The organism is Vibrio sp. 704 (assembly GCF_033339295.1).
Genome location: NZ_JAWOUH010000007.1, coordinates 76,738 through 91,605 on the forward strand (window position 1 = coordinate 76,738; position 14,868 = coordinate 91,605).

A 14,868-nucleotide genomic window follows, 5' to 3' on the forward strand; every position below is an offset into this window, starting at 1 on the left:
AGCCAACTTTCTGTGACGCAAATCACCATAAAAAGCCACTTTCTCAAATTTAAGAATCATCATTTAAGCTTGTGAATGGCAACAAATTTTTACAGGGGAGCGTGGATATGGAGAGCACAAAAAAACAGCTCATTTAAAATGAGCTGTTTTCGAAATAATGAAAAAGCGTTAACTCGTCGCGCTAAATTTTATCCGCTACGGTTAACGTTGCAGCTAATACATCTTGTCCAAACAAGACACTACGCTCAGGAGACCAACCGTAAAGTGGATCAGGGTGATTGTTGTTATCTTTAAATGGCATTTCGATTGTGTAAGACAAGCATTTGAACTGCTCTGCAACCCAATTTGAACCCACAGTCAAATTCGCTTTACCAGGCTCATCTTTATCGTAACCAATCTCATCTTGGAACTCTGGCGTAATAGTCAATAACGCTTGCTTAAATGATGCCTCTAAAGCGGCAAGATTTTCATCGTAAGAAGGAATACCTTCTGAGCCAGCGACGAAGTTATACGGAATCGCTTCATCGCCATGGATATCTAAAAACATGTCAACACCCGTTTCCAGCATGCGCTGACGCACAAGGTAGACTTCTGGGCTCTTTTCCATTGATGGCGTTTGCCATTCACGATTTAGGTTTACACCTACTGCGTTGGTACGCAAGTGACCGCGAATACCACCGTCTGGGTTCATATTTGGTACGACGTAAAGCACCGCTTTTTCAAGCAATGCACGCGCAACCGTGTCGTTTTCATCTAACAGACGTTGGATCATACCTTCCATGAACCATTCCGCCATTGTCTCACCTGGGTGCTGACGTGCAATCATCCAGATTTTCTTTTTGCCTTCTTCTGGCTCACCGAAAGTAAGCAAGCTCATGTCATTGCCATCTAGCGTATGACCAAGCGTCTCTAGTTGGCAGTGGTGCGCGCTTTGTGCCATGTGTAACAAGTCTAAATGACGATCGTACGTGTATGGCGCAAAGTACGCGAAGTAAATTGAGCTGCGCTCAGGGATTACAGTGAAAGTCAGCGTGTCGCCATCGAACTCTGCCGGTAGTCGGAACCATTCTTCACGATCGTAAGACGCAACCACATCGTAACCTTGCCATCCTTCTGGATAAGCCGATTTAGCCAAATCAAGCAATTTGATGGTGTGTGATTGCTCGACTTCTGTCTCAAGACGGAAGTGGAACCACTGGTAGAATTCCGACATATTGTCGTTAGGAATTTTGAGTTGGATGTCGTTTTTGTCGTCCGCTTTCACTACGTGAATGCTGCCGCTATCGAAGTTGCTGAATACTTTCATTTTATGACTCACCTTTTAAATCTGAGCTTGAAAGACAGAGGCTAACACAAGGCTTCATCGCGCCCCAATGACTTTCACTGCAAACTGTCTCGTTTGTGGCTAAAGTCTTCAGTTTAGTCAAGCTTATCCGCTTTGCCTGCTGGTCCTGCAAGTTTTGCTAGCCACTTATCCCAGATAAACGGCGTTTTCTCGTTATCTTCTGCTTCCTCTTTTCGACGTACCGCGTTGCGCACTATCATAGCCCCGGTCCAGCGAAGCGGTTCTGGTGGGAAACACCCCAACGGTCCTTTGGCTAAACCACTGTTCGTCCACTCGTTATCGATTCCCAATATCAATGAAGATAGGATCTTTCCGCCCATGCGAGTCTGCGCTACACCATTGCCTGAATAACCAAATCCGTAAAAGATATTGCTCTGTTTATCTAGCTCGCCGAAAAAAGGGAAACCAGTAGCAGAACGATCAGAGCCCCCCGTCCATGAATAAGCAAACTCCTCGCCTCTCAAACGAGGAAACAACTTATCGAACGACTTACGCAGTAGACCTTGGTAGCGTGTTGGCTTGTTAAACATTACGTCAACTTGGTTATCGAAAGAAAACTGATTGCCGCCTTTCCCCAACATCAAACGGCCATCTGGCGTATCTCGGTAATAGTGCACAAAAATACGAGAATCCAACACACTAGAACCTACCTGCCAACCAGATTGAGGTAGTGCGTCACCAAGCGGCTTGGTGATCACCATGTCGGAAGAGACCACCACGATACTGTTTTTAAACTGTTTAAACTGCTCCACCATCCATGCGTTCAATGCCAACACCACCTGCTGCGCTTGAACATTTCCTTTAGGTGTACAGACAGTGGCAGGTTTTCCATAATCTAAACGCGTCATCGGCGTATTCTCATAGATTTCAACACCCAACTCCATTGCGACGCGTCTTAATCCTCTCGCCAATAAAGCAGGTTGAACGCTGGCTGCAACTGGAGAGTGAAAGCCTTCTATATTGCGCGGCGATCCCGCATTGGCACGCAGTTCCTCCACCGAGCAACGACGCCAACTGTTCACTTCTAATCGCTTTAACTCGTCCACAACTGGCTGCATTCCCCCAGTTTGAGCCGGATTGGTTGCAGTGTAATAAACCCCTTTTAACGATAATTGCGCATCGATGTTGTGCTGCTGACAAAAGTCGTCAATCTCTAGCACTGCTTGTTCCGACTCTTTTACTAACCAAGCAGCATGTTCTTCACCGAATAACCGTTTCAATGTCGGGAACTTGGTAGACCAAGTCAGCATACAACCGCCGTTTGCGCCCGATGCACCACTGCCACATAAGCCCTTTTCGATAACAACCACCTGTTTTGCCGGAGATTGCTGCTTAATCATAATCGCGGTCCAAAGTCCGGTGTATCCGCCACCAACAATCGCAACGTCAGTATTAATGTTCTGCTGTAACGGTTGTGGCGTTTCTGGTTGCTCAGCTTCAATTGCCTGCTTGAACCAATATGAATGATGTGTCATCGGGTATCCTCGTTAGTGCGTTACATCCATTTCCGCAAACACTTTACAAACGATGATGACAATCAACGAGCAAGAAAATCTAACGCTGAGCGATAGAAAATGTTGCACTGAGAGTGTGAAAATTTTCGCTTTCGACAAAAACAAAATGGGGAGCTCGTGGCTCCCCAAAACAAACAGCAAAAAATATTAGTGGTAAACAATTCAAGTCCGTCTTACTGGTTAGTATTTACCGGTATCACGCATGCGGTACTCGTATTGAACATTGAGAATAGGCTGGTAAACAACTTGCCCGTCACTTTGCAAGAACTCATTTACCATGACTTTTGAGTCAGTGATAGAAAACGATTGGCGATCAACATACGTTGTAAGGCTCGTAAACTCATCACGGAGTTGTCCAGATGATTTATTTTGGTAGCTTTGGATCATGTCTCGGCCCATTTCATAAGCCGCTTGTTTGCTATCCATTACGTCGCCATGGATAGTTTCGGTATCGTTTGTCCACTGATAACCACTAGCAAGAGCCATAGAAGGTGCAGCAATCAGAGCAATCGTACTTGCTAAAGTTGTTAAGCGTTTCATAAACCTCTCCTTACTTACCTTTACATCGGGCCAAAATTGGCTCGATACTTATAAGGTACGTATAAAGACCTAAAACACGTCAAAACAATTTCAAATAATGTTCAATTTTCGTTCAACTTATTTCACATTAACTTAGCAACTCAACGTCATATTCAGCCGACATTCGCATTTTCTTCATTTTGAACAATGGGTTTCAACCTGACACTTCCTTACCAAACCATACAATACCTAAGGTCAATTTTCTCTTAGAATTCCAGCAAAAGAACAGTGTTCAAAACCTTACAAAAACGTCGGACACAGCAAAAACCACCTCTTTTCAGTCGTGCTTTGCATTCCTCCTTTTCGGGTTCTTCGCTGCTCGTCCGTCGGTTCTTAATTGTCGCTATTGAGCACAAGTTAATCTGGAGTGAAAATGACCGCGAACAAATCCATTTTTTACCATAGCAAATCGATTTACTCAGATGATTATGCTGATGTCTACAAGCCAATTTGGACCTACAGAGCTAAGTTCATCTTACGTGCGCTTTATTACAAACGTGCGTTTAAGCACCTTTCAGACAATATTGAATCGTCATTGTTAGAGTTGCTTTGTACGCGTACACACCGATTCCTAGAAAAACCGTTTCGCCCGTACATCATCAAGAATAACTCCGCCTTTGATCGCTCCAACTTGGTGGTTGATCACTATAAAACGATTTCAGAACTGTTCTCTAAACAAACAATCGAAGAAATCTACACAGACTCGAAAGGCCTAACATTAGCCTCTTTTGAAATTGACGAAATACTGTACTCGGTGAGATTAGTATACGAAGCACGTTATCAAAAAGAAGGCGACATGAGCCTAGTGCTGCACAGCGCTGAAGATGGCAACTTCTACACGCTCTCTTTTACGCTAGGTCACATCGAATCTGGACGCAGTATTATGATTGGCGGCTTACAAGGACCGCGAAGCAGTGAAGAAAACAACGCGAAAATTAAAAAGCTAACCCGTAAGCTTTACGGACAGAGACCAAAAAGCTTGATGGTGAGCTTGCTCACTTTGCTCGCACAAATTTGGGAAGTGAACACGATTCTAGCAGTGAAAACGCAGTCCCATACTTACGCAGCTAAGCGCTACAGCAAAGGGCGAATCAAAACGGATTACGATGCACTCTGGCAAGAATTGGGCGGCACCGAATACAATCGTCATTTTTACTCAATTGATGTAAATGCACCCCGTCGAGATATCGAAGGCATGTCGCGCTCTAAGCGTTCGATGTATCGTCGCCGTTATGAATGGCTAGACAACACCAAGATCACTTTCGAACAAATATTAAAAGGCGAGCAAGCTAAAAGCTAAGGAGAAACGTTCATGCGTTATTCATTCATTACTGCTTTAGTGCTGTCGGCTTTTTCTTTGTCAGCCAATGCAGAAACCAGTGAGCACATCATAGGTACAAACATTGGCTATGGCGATGTGAACTACGATGCTCCGACAAGCAAAGAATCAGGCGACATGTTCTTAGGTGAAATATATTACCGCTACATGCCAACACATAACTTTGGTATCGAAGCAGGTTATAAAGGCGCGTTTGACGGTATCGGCTCGATACTCGTGAGTCCGATTTCAGAAGTCACCGATACGAGCTTTTCTGGCCCACGATTAAGCGGCTATGCGAGCTATCCTCTGGGTTCAGGTTTCGAACTGTACGGCAAGGCAGGTGTCACTCTCTACACTCTCGAATACACTTATAAAGTGAACGGTCAGAGCAAGAACATCGAACACTCAAGTGTCGGAGGGGAAGCCGCTGGCGGTATCGGCTGGAGCTATAAACACTTTGGTTTGAATGCAGAATATGTGTACTCAAAAAACAGCGATTTTGACTCTAGCGGCGTGATGTTTGGTGCGCAACTGCGTTTTTAAACAAGGCTTACAAGTTAATACAAAAGGCAGCGAGAGGCTCATTCGCTGCCTTTTTTCGTGAATATAGGTCAATACGCAAGCGCAAGAATGATCCCCGCCACGATCGAAGTAACGCCAAGCCCTCGGGTGAGATACCATTTCTCTGACAGAAACCAAATCCCCATAAACAGTCCAAACACAATGCTGATTTGCCTTAGTGCCACGACCAAGCTGACGTTGTCTGTCATGGTCATCGCAAACAACACCAAGCCGTAGGTGGATGCCATCATTACCCCTGCCATGCTGGCTGTTTTGCGGATCTGCCACGCTGTCTTAATCTCATCTGGCTTGTCCGTAACTAAGCACCACACAAGGGCAGGAATACCAATAGCCCAAAACTGCACGCCCAAGTAGAAGATTGCACTGTACTGATCATTCAAGATCTCTGATGCTTGTCCTGTAAGTAAACTCAGCGCTTCTTTATCGACCACCGAGTAACCCGTTGTGCCTATTGCGGCAATCAATGCCCAGAACACACCGACATTCAAATAAGAGCCCAACGTCATTTGACGAAAATTCGTCAGTGGCACCAGCATACAACCAAGGGTAATCAGCAAGAACCCAAGCCACTGCTGACTGGATAATTCATGTCCCAATGCCACACTGATTGCGCCGACCATCATCACAGGCAGTGCCCTAGCAATGGGATAAACCACACCCACGTCTGCGTGCTTATAAGCGACAATCAAACCAACCAGATAAACCATTTGTGAAATGCCGCTAATGAACAGCAATCCCCAAAACTCACTCGGTAATGATGTCCAGCCAATGGTTGCCAAATACCAAATCAAATAAGGGGTAAGAATGAAACACGCAGAAAAGCTGGCGGCCATGGTAAACGCGAGCCCTGACCCAGAGTTGCTTTTGCCAAGGATATTCCAACCCGCATGGAGAACAGCAGAGAAAACGACGAGACCAATCGCCAACAAATCCATTTCAATGTTCCTGTCTGAATAAAATAAAGGCCCCGAGATGGAGCCTTAGATAATGAGAAAATCCACTTAACGATTGAGTTCCGCTAGAGATTCAATGCTGATGGCATCGTGTCGCCAATACTCGATATCGCAATCAATCAACTCACCGTGTTGGTTGTAGTTGATGCGCTCCACCACCATCGCTGGCGTGCCGGCTGTCGCGCGCAGTGCTTGAGCCATTTCACCCAACAAAGTGCTGGTTGAAATGCGGTAGCGAATCTTTTGATATGTAACGCCATAATGATCGCGATAAATGTCCGTCAGTGAATTTGATAAATCGTAGTCCAACAGGTTCGGAAACAGCTCTGGACGAATGTAGTTTGTTACGAATACCACAGGTCTGTCTTCGAGGTATCGCACACGGTCGACTCGATACACGTCCGAGAAAGGTTGCAAGTCCAGCAAGCGCGCGGCTTGTTTGTTTGCCAAGGTTCCTTTTGCTGCGACCAACTCCGTTTTTGGCACGCGATTTTGCGCTTTCGCCATGTTCGGGAAGTTAAGTGTTTGGGTTGGGTCGTAACGCAATGGCTCGGGTGAGATAAACCAACCTCGGCGATCTTCGCGATAAATTCGACCTTCCGCTTCTAGCAGTGATAAAGCTTCACGCAGAGTGACGCGTGTAGTATCGAACGACTCCGCTAACTTACGCTCTGCTGGCAGTTTTTGACGCGGCGATAGCATGCCCGCTTCAATCTGTTCAACAATCGAATCTTTAATTTTTACGTATTGCACGAAGTGTCCTTATCTTTTGCGCCAAGCTTGTGTGCGATTCTCTAACAATTTACCCAAAGTCATCTGAACAATCTTCGCAATTGCGGCAGCAATCATGATCATCACCGCCATTGCCGCAGCAGCGCCAGTTTGACCTGCATCGTCCATATTCAGAATCGAGACCGAAGCCGGAATCGTATCGGTTGAGTAAAGGAATACTACCGCAGAAGTGGTGGTCAATGCATTAACAAACAAGTAAGTCGCAATGTCCAAAATCGCAGGTAAACACACAGGTAATGTCACTTTAAAGAACAACTTGTATTGAGGAAGCTTCACCGATGCCGCCGTGGCTTCAATCTCCGATGGCAACTGCTTTAGCGCTGTCAGTGCAGTCATGTGACCCACGGTGTAGTAATGCACTACCGTATTAATCACCAAGAATGCCATGGTGCCATAAAGCACGTTCAAAGGATTGTTTGCATCGTTGAAGTAAAAGATGTAACCCAAGCCAAGAACCATACCCGGAACCGCCATTGGCACCACGCTGAGCATTTGCATAACTTGGCGAATTGGACCAAACGCACGCCCTTTCTCAATGCAGTAAGCACCGACAAAGATAATGGCTGTACCAATAACCGCCGTCCAACCTGCAAGTGTTAGCGAGTTGAAGAATGGGCTCCAACCGTAGGTGCTCATTTCAGCAAAGTTGTAGTTGTTTAGCGTCAGCGCTTTGTTCCAAGGCCAGAACGTAACTAACGAGCCATACACCGCCATGCCAAGCACAGCCAACACTGCGATAGAAATGATGCTGCAGTAAACCAAACAAATGCTGTCGCGCGCTTTGTTAGGTTCTGGCTGATAAGGCACCGAGCGTGTGTCGAATAAGCTCTTTTGTTTTTTCTGTACCCAGCGGTCTGCACCAAATGCCATTACCGCAGGGAATAACAACATAATGCTGGTCACCGCACCCATGGCAAAGTTTTGTTGTCCCACAACTTGTTTGAAGATGTCAGTCGCCAAAACGTTGTAGCTGCCCCCAATCACTTTCGGCACACCAAAGTCCGTGATAACTAGCGTAAAGACGACGATAAGCGTACTGATCAAACCGTATTTCGCCGCAGGTAACGTCACCATAAAGAAAGTTTTGATGGGTGAAGTTTTAAGTGCGCGGGCTGCTTCATACAAACGGGCATCTGAAGTGCGCAGCGAAGTGGTCAAAATCATCAATGCATGAGGAAAGGTCCAGAAAATCAAACCCATCGAGATACCAATCACGCCGTAAACCGAGTTTCCTAACAGCATTTCTTTGGCAATGCCTTGATTACCGAAAAGGAAGATCAAACTGATCGCTGGTAACAGCGAAGGCGCAAGAATTGGCGCAGTGCCTACGATTTGAAACAAGCCTTTAAACGGCATGCATGAACGAGTCAGCGCGTAGGCATAACCAAACGCAAGCACACCCACTACCGAGGTCACTATTACGCCCAAAGTAAAAGTGTTGCCCACCGACACCCACAAGCTTGAAGAGGAAAAGTACGTCGCAAAGTTTGCCAGACCGACAAATTCGCCATTGGCATTTTGCACACTCTTGGTCAACATTGCCCAAAGCGGCATTAAGATGAACAGTACCATCATGGTCGACAAGCCTGCGAGCAAACCAAACAACACAAGGTTGTCGCGGCTAACACGTCCGAGTAGGGATTTTGCTTTGTCTTGTGTGGTCAGGCTATTCATCGTCATTGTCTTCGCATCCATGTTTACACCTACGCTGCTAGCGCTTTATCAACCGAGGGCACGGCGTAACCATGCAGCCCTTCTTCAGCAAACTGGATGTAACGTACATCGCCCGCCTTGATATTGAGTTTTTGAACCGTTTCCACAGGCACATCCACGACGATGGTTTTCGTTGAGCTGTCGTTTTGCAATACGCAATCAATGCGGAAAAACGCCCCCAAAAACTCGGTTGCGGTAACTCGCACTGGTAGAGAGTTGGTGTAGTTTTCAACGAACTTGATGCTTTCAGGACGCACCGCAAGGTCGAAGCGGTCACCGCGTTGGATCTTACGATTAGTCAAGCTTGGCGCTGGCATCAGGGTTTCTGCAATGCGTACCTGCGAATCCGTTGCGGCTGAGGTTTCAATAAAGTTCATGCTGCCGACAAACTCAGCAACAAAGCGTGTGGCTGGTTGTTGGTAGATTTCTTGAGGTGTGCCAACTTGCTCAATCACACCATGGTTCATTACCACGATACGATCCGCCATTGACAGCGCCTCGTCCTGATCGTGCGTAACCATGATGGTGGTGATGCCCAGCTTACGTTGCAGCTTGCAAATCTCATCACGTAAGTGAACACGTACTTTTGCATCCAGCGCTGACAGCGGCTCATCCAATAACAATAAACCCGGAGACAACGCCAATGCACGAGCCAAAGCAACACGCTGTTGTTGACCGCCAGAAAGTTGATTAGGGAATTTCTCGCCAGAGGTTGGAAGACCAATGGTTTCTAGCCAGTAATCCACCTTCTCTAACGCTTCTTTGGTCGACATACCTTGGTTTTTCAAACCCACCGCAATGTTCTCTTGCACAGTTAGGTTCGGAAACAGCGCATAAGATTGGAATACGATGCCGAAATCGCGCTTCTCTGGTGGTAGGAATGTGGTCTCTTGACCGTTTTGAAAAATCGCACCAGACGTTGGCAAGTCTAAACCTGCAATGGCACGTAGCAGAGTGGTTTTACCGCAGCCAGAAGGACCAAGAAAACAAACAAACTCGCCCTTTTCAATCGCTAGCGAGATCTTCTTTAATGCAGTGAACTGTCCGAATTGCTTCACTACATTTTCGATATTTAGGTAATGTTGGTTAGTTGACATAACACACGCTCCAGATGGTATATACCAACTTTAGTTTTGGAGTATTACGTTCCAATGACAAATTTATAGCCAGAAGATGACAAATAGATGAAGAGAAGCGAAGTTTGTTTACGTGACAATTAGAGATTCCCGACTTTCTTAAGTTCGTCATTCCAGCGAACCTAGGTGAGACTAGGAATCTACTTTCAGCAAACTTTGAAATAACAGAGAAAACAAAAAATCCACCTCAACCGAGGTGGATTTCAGCATTCAACTCAAAGCAAATTCAATTAAGACTTTGGCTCTGATTTCGCGTCAAACTTCTCAGACCATGCCGCTAGGATCTCTGCACGCTTACTGCCCATTTGCGCGAAGTCCATCTTCGCCATGTTCTCTTGAACATTCGGGAAGTTAGATACTGTCGCTTTCACTTCTTTATGTGCAACCACTGGGTACATTTCTACGTAAAGCTCGTTTGCCGCTTTAGAGATTGACCAGTCGACAACACGTTTCGCTGCATCAGACTCTTTTACTAGACCAACGGCTTCTGATTCCCAGCCGATGCCTTTTGGTGTGATCACCGCTAGTGGTGCACCTTGTGTTTTCAGCTTCGCACCGCGGCTAGCCATCGAGATACCGATAGCCACTTCACCCATGCCCGCTTGAACACATGGCTTAGAACCCGAGTGCGTGTAGTGTGCAATGTTCTTATCTAGGTCACGCATGTAGTTCCATGCTTGATCTTCACCCATGTTTTGTAGCCAAGCAGAAACCTGCATGTAGCCAGTGCCTGAAGAAGCTGGGTTCGGCATTGCAATGTGACCTTTGTAAACCGGTTTCGTTAGGTCTTCCCAAGACGTTGGTTTCGGTAGGTTAAGTTGTTTCGCTACCGCTTCGTTGAAACAAACTGCGTTAAAGAATGCATCGTTACCGAACCAAGCTTGGTTTGATTGAGGGTCGTTTAGGTTCGCGTGCAGCTCTTCCAAACCTTTTGGTGTGTAAGGCTTAAGAAGACCTTCATCTTTAAGCAGTGCCATTGACGAGCCAGCAAGACCCCAAACCACTTCCGCTTGAGGGTTGTTCTTTTCTGCCAGCAATTTCGCCGTCATGATACCGGTCGAATCGCGAACCCACTTAATCTTTATATCTGGGTTATCTTTCTCAAACGCAGACTTGTATTTCGCAAGAATGTCAGTTTCGAAAGCGGTGTAAACCGTGACTTCCTGTGCTGCCATTGCATTCGTAGCTAGCAGAGAGACAAGTGCAGCCAGCGATCCTTTCATCAAACGGTTTTTCATCATTTTCTCCAGTTAATTTAGCTAAGTTTTCATTTGGTCTGTACCAGTTGACGATATACACCCTACTGAGCCTTTGTGACGAATTCATGACCATTAAATGGCAGTTTTACGAAAATTTGCGATGAATAATCGTTCAATTGATCCGCCATTTTCTGGATATTAAAGTTTTATGAAATTGGAGATTCGCCTATTTACTGCCCTTTTCTTCCTCGCTAGAGTGAACTCTAAATTTGGTGTAGACCAACTTGCTTATTCTGATGGAAATCGAGATGAAAAACGAATACCTACTACTGACTCCAGGTCCTCTATCTACTTCTGAAACAGTACGCGAAGCCATGCTGAAAGACTGGTGTACTTGGGATGATGAATACAACAAAGACATTGTAGAAGTGATCCGCACTAAGCTTGTAAAACTGGCGACGGAGCAAGACGGCTACACCAGCGTACTAATGCAAGGTAGTGGCACCGCATCAGTAGAAGCGACGATTGGCAGCGCCATTGGCAAAGATGGAAAGCTGCTAGTTGTCGACAACGGTGCTTACGGTGCACGTATCGCTCAGATCGCTGATTACCTAAATATTCCATGCCATGTAGTTTCCCCAGGCGAAACATCACAGCCACACTTGAACGAGGTGGAAACTGCATTGGCATCGGATCCTACAATCACACACGTGGCGATTGTTCATTGCGAGACAACCACTGGCATGCTCAACCCAATTGAGGCATTTGCTTCTGCGGCAAAAGCACACGGTAAAGTCGTGATTCTCGATGCCATGTCGAGCTTTGGTGGCATTCCTATCGATATCGCAGAGCTAGGCATCGATTTTATGATCAGCTCTGCAAACAAATGCATTCAAGGCGTACCGGGCTTTGGCTTCGTGATTGCAAAACAAACTGAGCTCGAAAAGTGCCAAGGGCAGGCACGTTCTTTGAGCCTTGATCTTTACGACCAGTGGCACTGCATGGAAGTGAACCACGGCAAATGGCGTTTCACATCTCCAACGCACACGGTTCGCGCTTTCTATCAAGCCTTGTTAGAGCTAGAACAAGAAGGCGGAATCGAAGCCCGTCACGACCGCTACCAGACTAACCAGAAAACACTGGTTGCTGGTATGCGCTCTTTGGGTTTCGAACCACTACTGAGTGATGACCTACACTCGCCAATCATCACTTCTTTCTACTCTCCGACGCACAGTGATTACCAATTCAAAGAGTTCTACACGCGTTTGAAAGAGCAAGGCTTCGTGATTTATCCGGGTAAAGTATCAAACGCAGATTGCTTCCGTATCGGCAACATTGGCGAAGTTTACCCAGCAGATATCGAGCGCTTAATCGGTGCAATTGAAAAAGCAATGTACTGGCAAGTTGCGTAAAGCAGCCTTCTGATTGAGAGAGCGTTATGACTCAGAATATCAAACCGACCCATTTCCGCAGCGAAGGCGATGTCAACACAACACCAGCGCGCCAAGCTTGGAATACATCGATGGACGACGAACGCACGCAAGCATTATTGAAGCGTGATTCGGAGGTCTTTCTTCATCAAGCCATGTCGACGCCTTGCTTAGATACCTTGGAAGCAGCAGAAGGCATCTACATCCAAGATGCCACCGGCAAAAAGTACATGGATTTCCATGGCAATAACGTCCATCAGCTGGGCTACGGTCATCCGCATGTGATTAAACGTGTGCAAGAGCAAATTGCCAAACTGCCGTTTTCACCACGTCGTTTTACCAATGAAACTGCGATTGAATGTGCCGAAAAACTCACCCAAATCTGTGGCGGCGAATTGAACCGCGTGCTGTTTGCTCCGGGTGGCACATCTGCGGTTGGTATGGCTCTTAAATTAGCACGCCACATCACGGGCAATTACAAGGTGGTGTCGCTGTGGGATTCCTTCCACGGCGCATCATTGGATGCCATCTCAGTAGGTGGCGAAGCGTGTTTCCGCCAAGGTATGGGACCATTAATGGCAGGTGTTGAGCGCATTCCACCAGCCGTGTCTTACCGAGGCGCTTTCCCAGTAGAGGACGGCAGCGACGTGCATTACGCCGATTACCTCGAATACGTGATTGAGAAAGAAGGCGGCGTGGGCGCATTTATCGCAGAAGCGGTTCGCAACACGGATGTTCAAGTGCCGAGCAAAGCCTACTGGAAACGCATCCGTGAAATCTGTGACAAACACAATGTCATGCTGATCATCGACGACATCCCTAACGGTATGGGTCGCAGCGGTGAATGGTTTACCTACCAAGCCTACGACATCGAGCCAGATATGCTGTGCATCGGTAAAGGCTTGGGTGGTGGCTTAGTGCCTATCGCAGCCATGGTCACCAAAGACAAATACAACACCGCCGAGCAAATCTCCATGGGTCATTACACTCATGAGAAAAGCCCTATCGGTTGTGTTGCAGCACTGGCAACCATGGAAGCCATTGAACAAGACGGCTTGCTAAATAAAGCCAAAGCCGACAGCCAGTTCATGCGTGAAAAGCTGCTAGAGATGAAAGCCAAATACCCAGTGATTGGTGATGTGCGTGGCATCGGCATGTTATGGGGCATTGAACTGGTCACCGACCACGAAAGCAAAGCACGCGCGTATGACGAAGCGGAAGCTGTGCTGTACCAATGCCTCAACAACGGAGTGAGCTTCAAGGTATCGCAAGGTAACGTGATTCAACTCAGCCCACCGCTGATCATCACTCACGAACAGCTGACAGAAGCGTTGGCAATTTTCGAAGAAGCGATCGCCAAAGTGTGCAAAGACTTTAACTACTTCTAGGGTCAATAGACCTCAACAAACACCAATTGATTCAGAGCGCGGTTCCAATGTGTAGGCAGCGCTCTGGCAAGCAAGAAAAAGGATTGAACATGAGCAACTCACCAATTCAAGCAGTGATCTTTGACTGGGCTGGCACTATCGTCGATTTCGGCTCTTTTGCGCCAACCAGCATCTTTGTGGAAGCATTCAAACAAGGCTTTAATTTTGAAATCGACCTTGAAGAAGCGCGCGAACCAATGGGTCTTGGTAAGTGGGAGCACATCCAAGCAGTGGGTCGCATCCCTGCGGTTGATAAGCGTTGGAATGAGAAGTTTGGTCGCTCAATGACCAGCGAAGACATCGACGCTATCTACGCAGCATTTATGCCTCTGCAAAAAGCAAAAGTGGCTGACCATGCAGAGCCTATCTTAAATGCGATTGAAGTTGTGAACAGTCTGAAAGACAAAGGCATCAAGATCGGTTCTTGTTCTGGTTACCCTCGCGAAGTGATGGATGTACTGATTCCTGTTGCAGCGGATTACGGTTACAAGCCAGATTACGTAGTAGCAACGGATGACCTACCGCAAGGTGGTCGCCCTGCACCATTTATGGCACTGAAAAACGTGATTGAGCTGAATGTTACCGACGTTAATGCGTGTATCAAAGTGGATGACGCCGCACCGGGTATCGACGAAGGTCACAACGCCGGTATGTGGACCGTTGGCTTGCTGCTTTCTGGTAACGAAGCAGGTCTAACGTTTGAAGAATACCAAGCTGCGGACGGAGCAACACTTAATGCTGCTCGTGAAAAAGCACGTGCAAAATTGCTCAAGAGCTCGCCGCATTACCTAATTGACACCATTGCTGACTTCCCAGAAGTGGTTGCAGATATCGAACGTCGCCTAGCAGCAGGTGAGCGTCCTTAGCCGACAGTCAC

13 protein-coding genes are annotated in these 14,868 nt (G+C 46.8%); 5 read left to right on the forward strand and 8 right to left on the reverse strand.

Translation table 11 applies throughout. The annotated features are described in order from the left end of the window. Positions 1–181: 181 nt before the first annotated feature. The 3 genes from R7R24_RS12275 to R7R24_RS12285 all read right to left on the reverse strand — a co-directional run bounded on the left by R7R24_RS12275 (position 182) and on the right by R7R24_RS12285 (position 3,399). A complete protein-coding gene (locus R7R24_RS12275; protein WP_170893074.1) occupies positions 182–1,306 on the reverse strand; it encodes a carboxypeptidase family protein in 1,125 nt (374 codons plus the stop codon). A 113-nt stretch (positions 1,307–1,419) separates the two neighbouring features. Beyond that, positions 1,420–2,820: an FAD-dependent oxidoreductase gene (locus R7R24_RS12280; RefSeq protein ID WP_191115949.1), complete on the reverse strand. Its 1,401-nt coding sequence runs from the start codon at positions 2,818–2,820 to the stop codon at positions 1,420–1,422. Between the two features lie 219 nt (positions 2,821–3,039). Then, positions 3,040–3,399: a DUF3316 domain-containing protein gene (locus R7R24_RS12285; RefSeq protein WP_005374041.1), complete on the reverse strand. Its 360-nt coding sequence runs from the start codon at positions 3,397–3,399 to the stop codon at positions 3,040–3,042. Between the two features lie 412 nt (positions 3,400–3,811). Between R7R24_RS12285 and R7R24_RS12290 the strand changes: the two genes are divergently transcribed. Continuing rightward, positions 3,812–4,738: a VirK/YbjX family protein gene (locus tag R7R24_RS12290; RefSeq protein WP_005384371.1), complete on the forward strand. Its 927-nt coding sequence runs from the start codon at positions 3,812–3,814 to the stop codon at positions 4,736–4,738. Positions 4,739–4,750: 12 nt separating this feature from the next. Next, complete coding sequence (locus R7R24_RS12295) at positions 4,751–5,302, forward strand: outer membrane beta-barrel protein (protein WP_005374044.1); 552 nt, start codon at positions 4,751–4,753, stop codon at positions 5,300–5,302. A gap of 68 nt (positions 5,303–5,370) precedes the next feature. On the opposite strand, the gene R7R24_RS12300 is transcribed toward R7R24_RS12295, so the two are convergent. The 5 genes from R7R24_RS12300 to R7R24_RS12320 form a co-directional block, all read right to left on the reverse strand. Continuing rightward, positions 5,371–6,276, reverse strand: a complete 906-nt coding sequence (locus R7R24_RS12300) for an EamA family transporter (RefSeq protein ID WP_047102800.1) — start codon at positions 6,274–6,276, stop codon at positions 5,371–5,373. Positions 6,277–6,342: 66 nt separating this feature from the next. Next, positions 6,343–7,047 (reverse strand): phosphonate utilization transcriptional regulator PhnR, encoded by a 705-nt coding sequence (phnR, locus tag R7R24_RS12305; RefSeq protein ID WP_005442366.1) that lies wholly within the window; start codon positions 7,045–7,047, stop codon positions 6,343–6,345. A gap of 9 nt (positions 7,048–7,056) precedes the next feature. After that, positions 7,057–8,781, reverse strand: coding sequence for a putative 2-aminoethylphosphonate ABC transporter permease subunit (locus R7R24_RS12310; RefSeq protein ID WP_047102801.1), 1,725 nt, complete (start codon positions 8,779–8,781; stop codon positions 7,057–7,059). An 8-nt stretch (positions 8,782–8,789) separates the two neighbouring features. Then, on the reverse strand, positions 8,790–9,896 hold the full coding sequence (locus R7R24_RS12315) for a putative 2-aminoethylphosphonate ABC transporter ATP-binding protein (RefSeq protein WP_009705055.1): 1,107 nt from the start codon (positions 9,894–9,896) through the stop codon (positions 8,790–8,792). 269 nt (positions 9,897–10,165) lie between these two features. Beyond that, the gene (locus R7R24_RS12320) at positions 10,166–11,176 is read right to left on the reverse strand and encodes a putative 2-aminoethylphosphonate ABC transporter substrate-binding protein (protein ID WP_005384363.1); all 1,011 of its coding nucleotides are present in this window, start codon (positions 11,174–11,176) and stop codon (positions 10,166–10,168) included. Positions 11,177–11,442: 266 nt separating this feature from the next. Here R7R24_RS12320 and phnW point away from each other — a divergent pair, with 266 nt between their 5' ends. The 3 genes from phnW (at position 11,443) to phnX (ending at position 14,857) form a co-directional block, all read left to right on the forward strand. After that, the gene (gene phnW / locus R7R24_RS12325; protein ID WP_054579226.1) at positions 11,443–12,546 is read left to right on the forward strand and encodes a 2-aminoethylphosphonate--pyruvate transaminase; all 1,104 of its coding nucleotides are present in this window, start codon (positions 11,443–11,445) and stop codon (positions 12,544–12,546) included. Between the two features lie 26 nt (positions 12,547–12,572). Continuing rightward, positions 12,573–13,952: an aspartate aminotransferase family protein gene (locus R7R24_RS12330; protein ID WP_054579225.1), complete on the forward strand. Its 1,380-nt coding sequence runs from the start codon at positions 12,573–12,575 to the stop codon at positions 13,950–13,952. Positions 13,953–14,041: 89 nt separating this feature from the next. Continuing rightward, positions 14,042–14,857 (forward strand): phosphonoacetaldehyde hydrolase, encoded by an 816-nt coding sequence (phnX, locus tag R7R24_RS12335; protein ID WP_054579224.1) that lies wholly within the window; start codon positions 14,042–14,044, stop codon positions 14,855–14,857. Positions 14,858–14,868 lie beyond the last annotated feature (11 nt).

Bases quoted from the DNA above. Each gene is read 5' to 3' on its own strand.
- R7R24_RS12290 (WP_005384371.1), top strand. From the start codon at position 3,812: ATGACCGCGAACAAATCCATTTTTTACCATAGCAAATCGATTTACTCA.
- phnX (WP_054579224.1), top strand. From the start codon at position 14,042: ATGAGCAACTCACCAATTCAAGCAGTGATCTTTGACTGGGCTGGCACT.
- R7R24_RS12285 (WP_005374041.1), bottom strand. From the start codon at position 3,399: ATGAAACGCTTAACAACTTTAGCAAGTACGATTGCTCTGATTGCTGCA.
- R7R24_RS12295 (WP_005374044.1), top strand. From the start codon at position 4,751: ATGCGTTATTCATTCATTACTGCTTTAGTGCTGTCGGCTTTTTCTTTG.
- R7R24_RS12315 (WP_009705055.1), bottom strand. From the start codon at position 9,896: ATGTCAACTAACCAACATTACCTAAATATCGAAAATGTAGTGAAGCAA.
- R7R24_RS12330 (WP_054579225.1), top strand. From the start codon at position 12,573: ATGACTCAGAATATCAAACCGACCCATTTCCGCAGCGAAGGCGATGTC.
- R7R24_RS12320 (WP_005384363.1), bottom strand. From the start codon at position 11,176: ATGATGAAAAACCGTTTGATGAAAGGATCGCTGGCTGCACTTGTCTCT.
- phnW (WP_054579226.1), top strand. From the start codon at position 11,443: ATGAAAAACGAATACCTACTACTGACTCCAGGTCCTCTATCTACTTCT.
- R7R24_RS12310 (WP_047102801.1), bottom strand. From the start codon at position 8,781: ATGGATGCGAAGACAATGACGATGAATAGCCTGACCACACAAGACAAA.
- R7R24_RS12280 (WP_191115949.1), bottom strand. From the start codon at position 2,820: ATGACACATCATTCATATTGGTTCAAGCAGGCAATTGAAGCTGAGCAA.
- R7R24_RS12300 (WP_047102800.1), bottom strand. From the start codon at position 6,276: ATGGATTTGTTGGCGATTGGTCTCGTCGTTTTCTCTGCTGTTCTCCAT.
- R7R24_RS12275 (WP_170893074.1), bottom strand. From the start codon at position 1,306: ATGAAAGTATTCAGCAACTTCGATAGCGGCAGCATTCACGTAGTGAAA.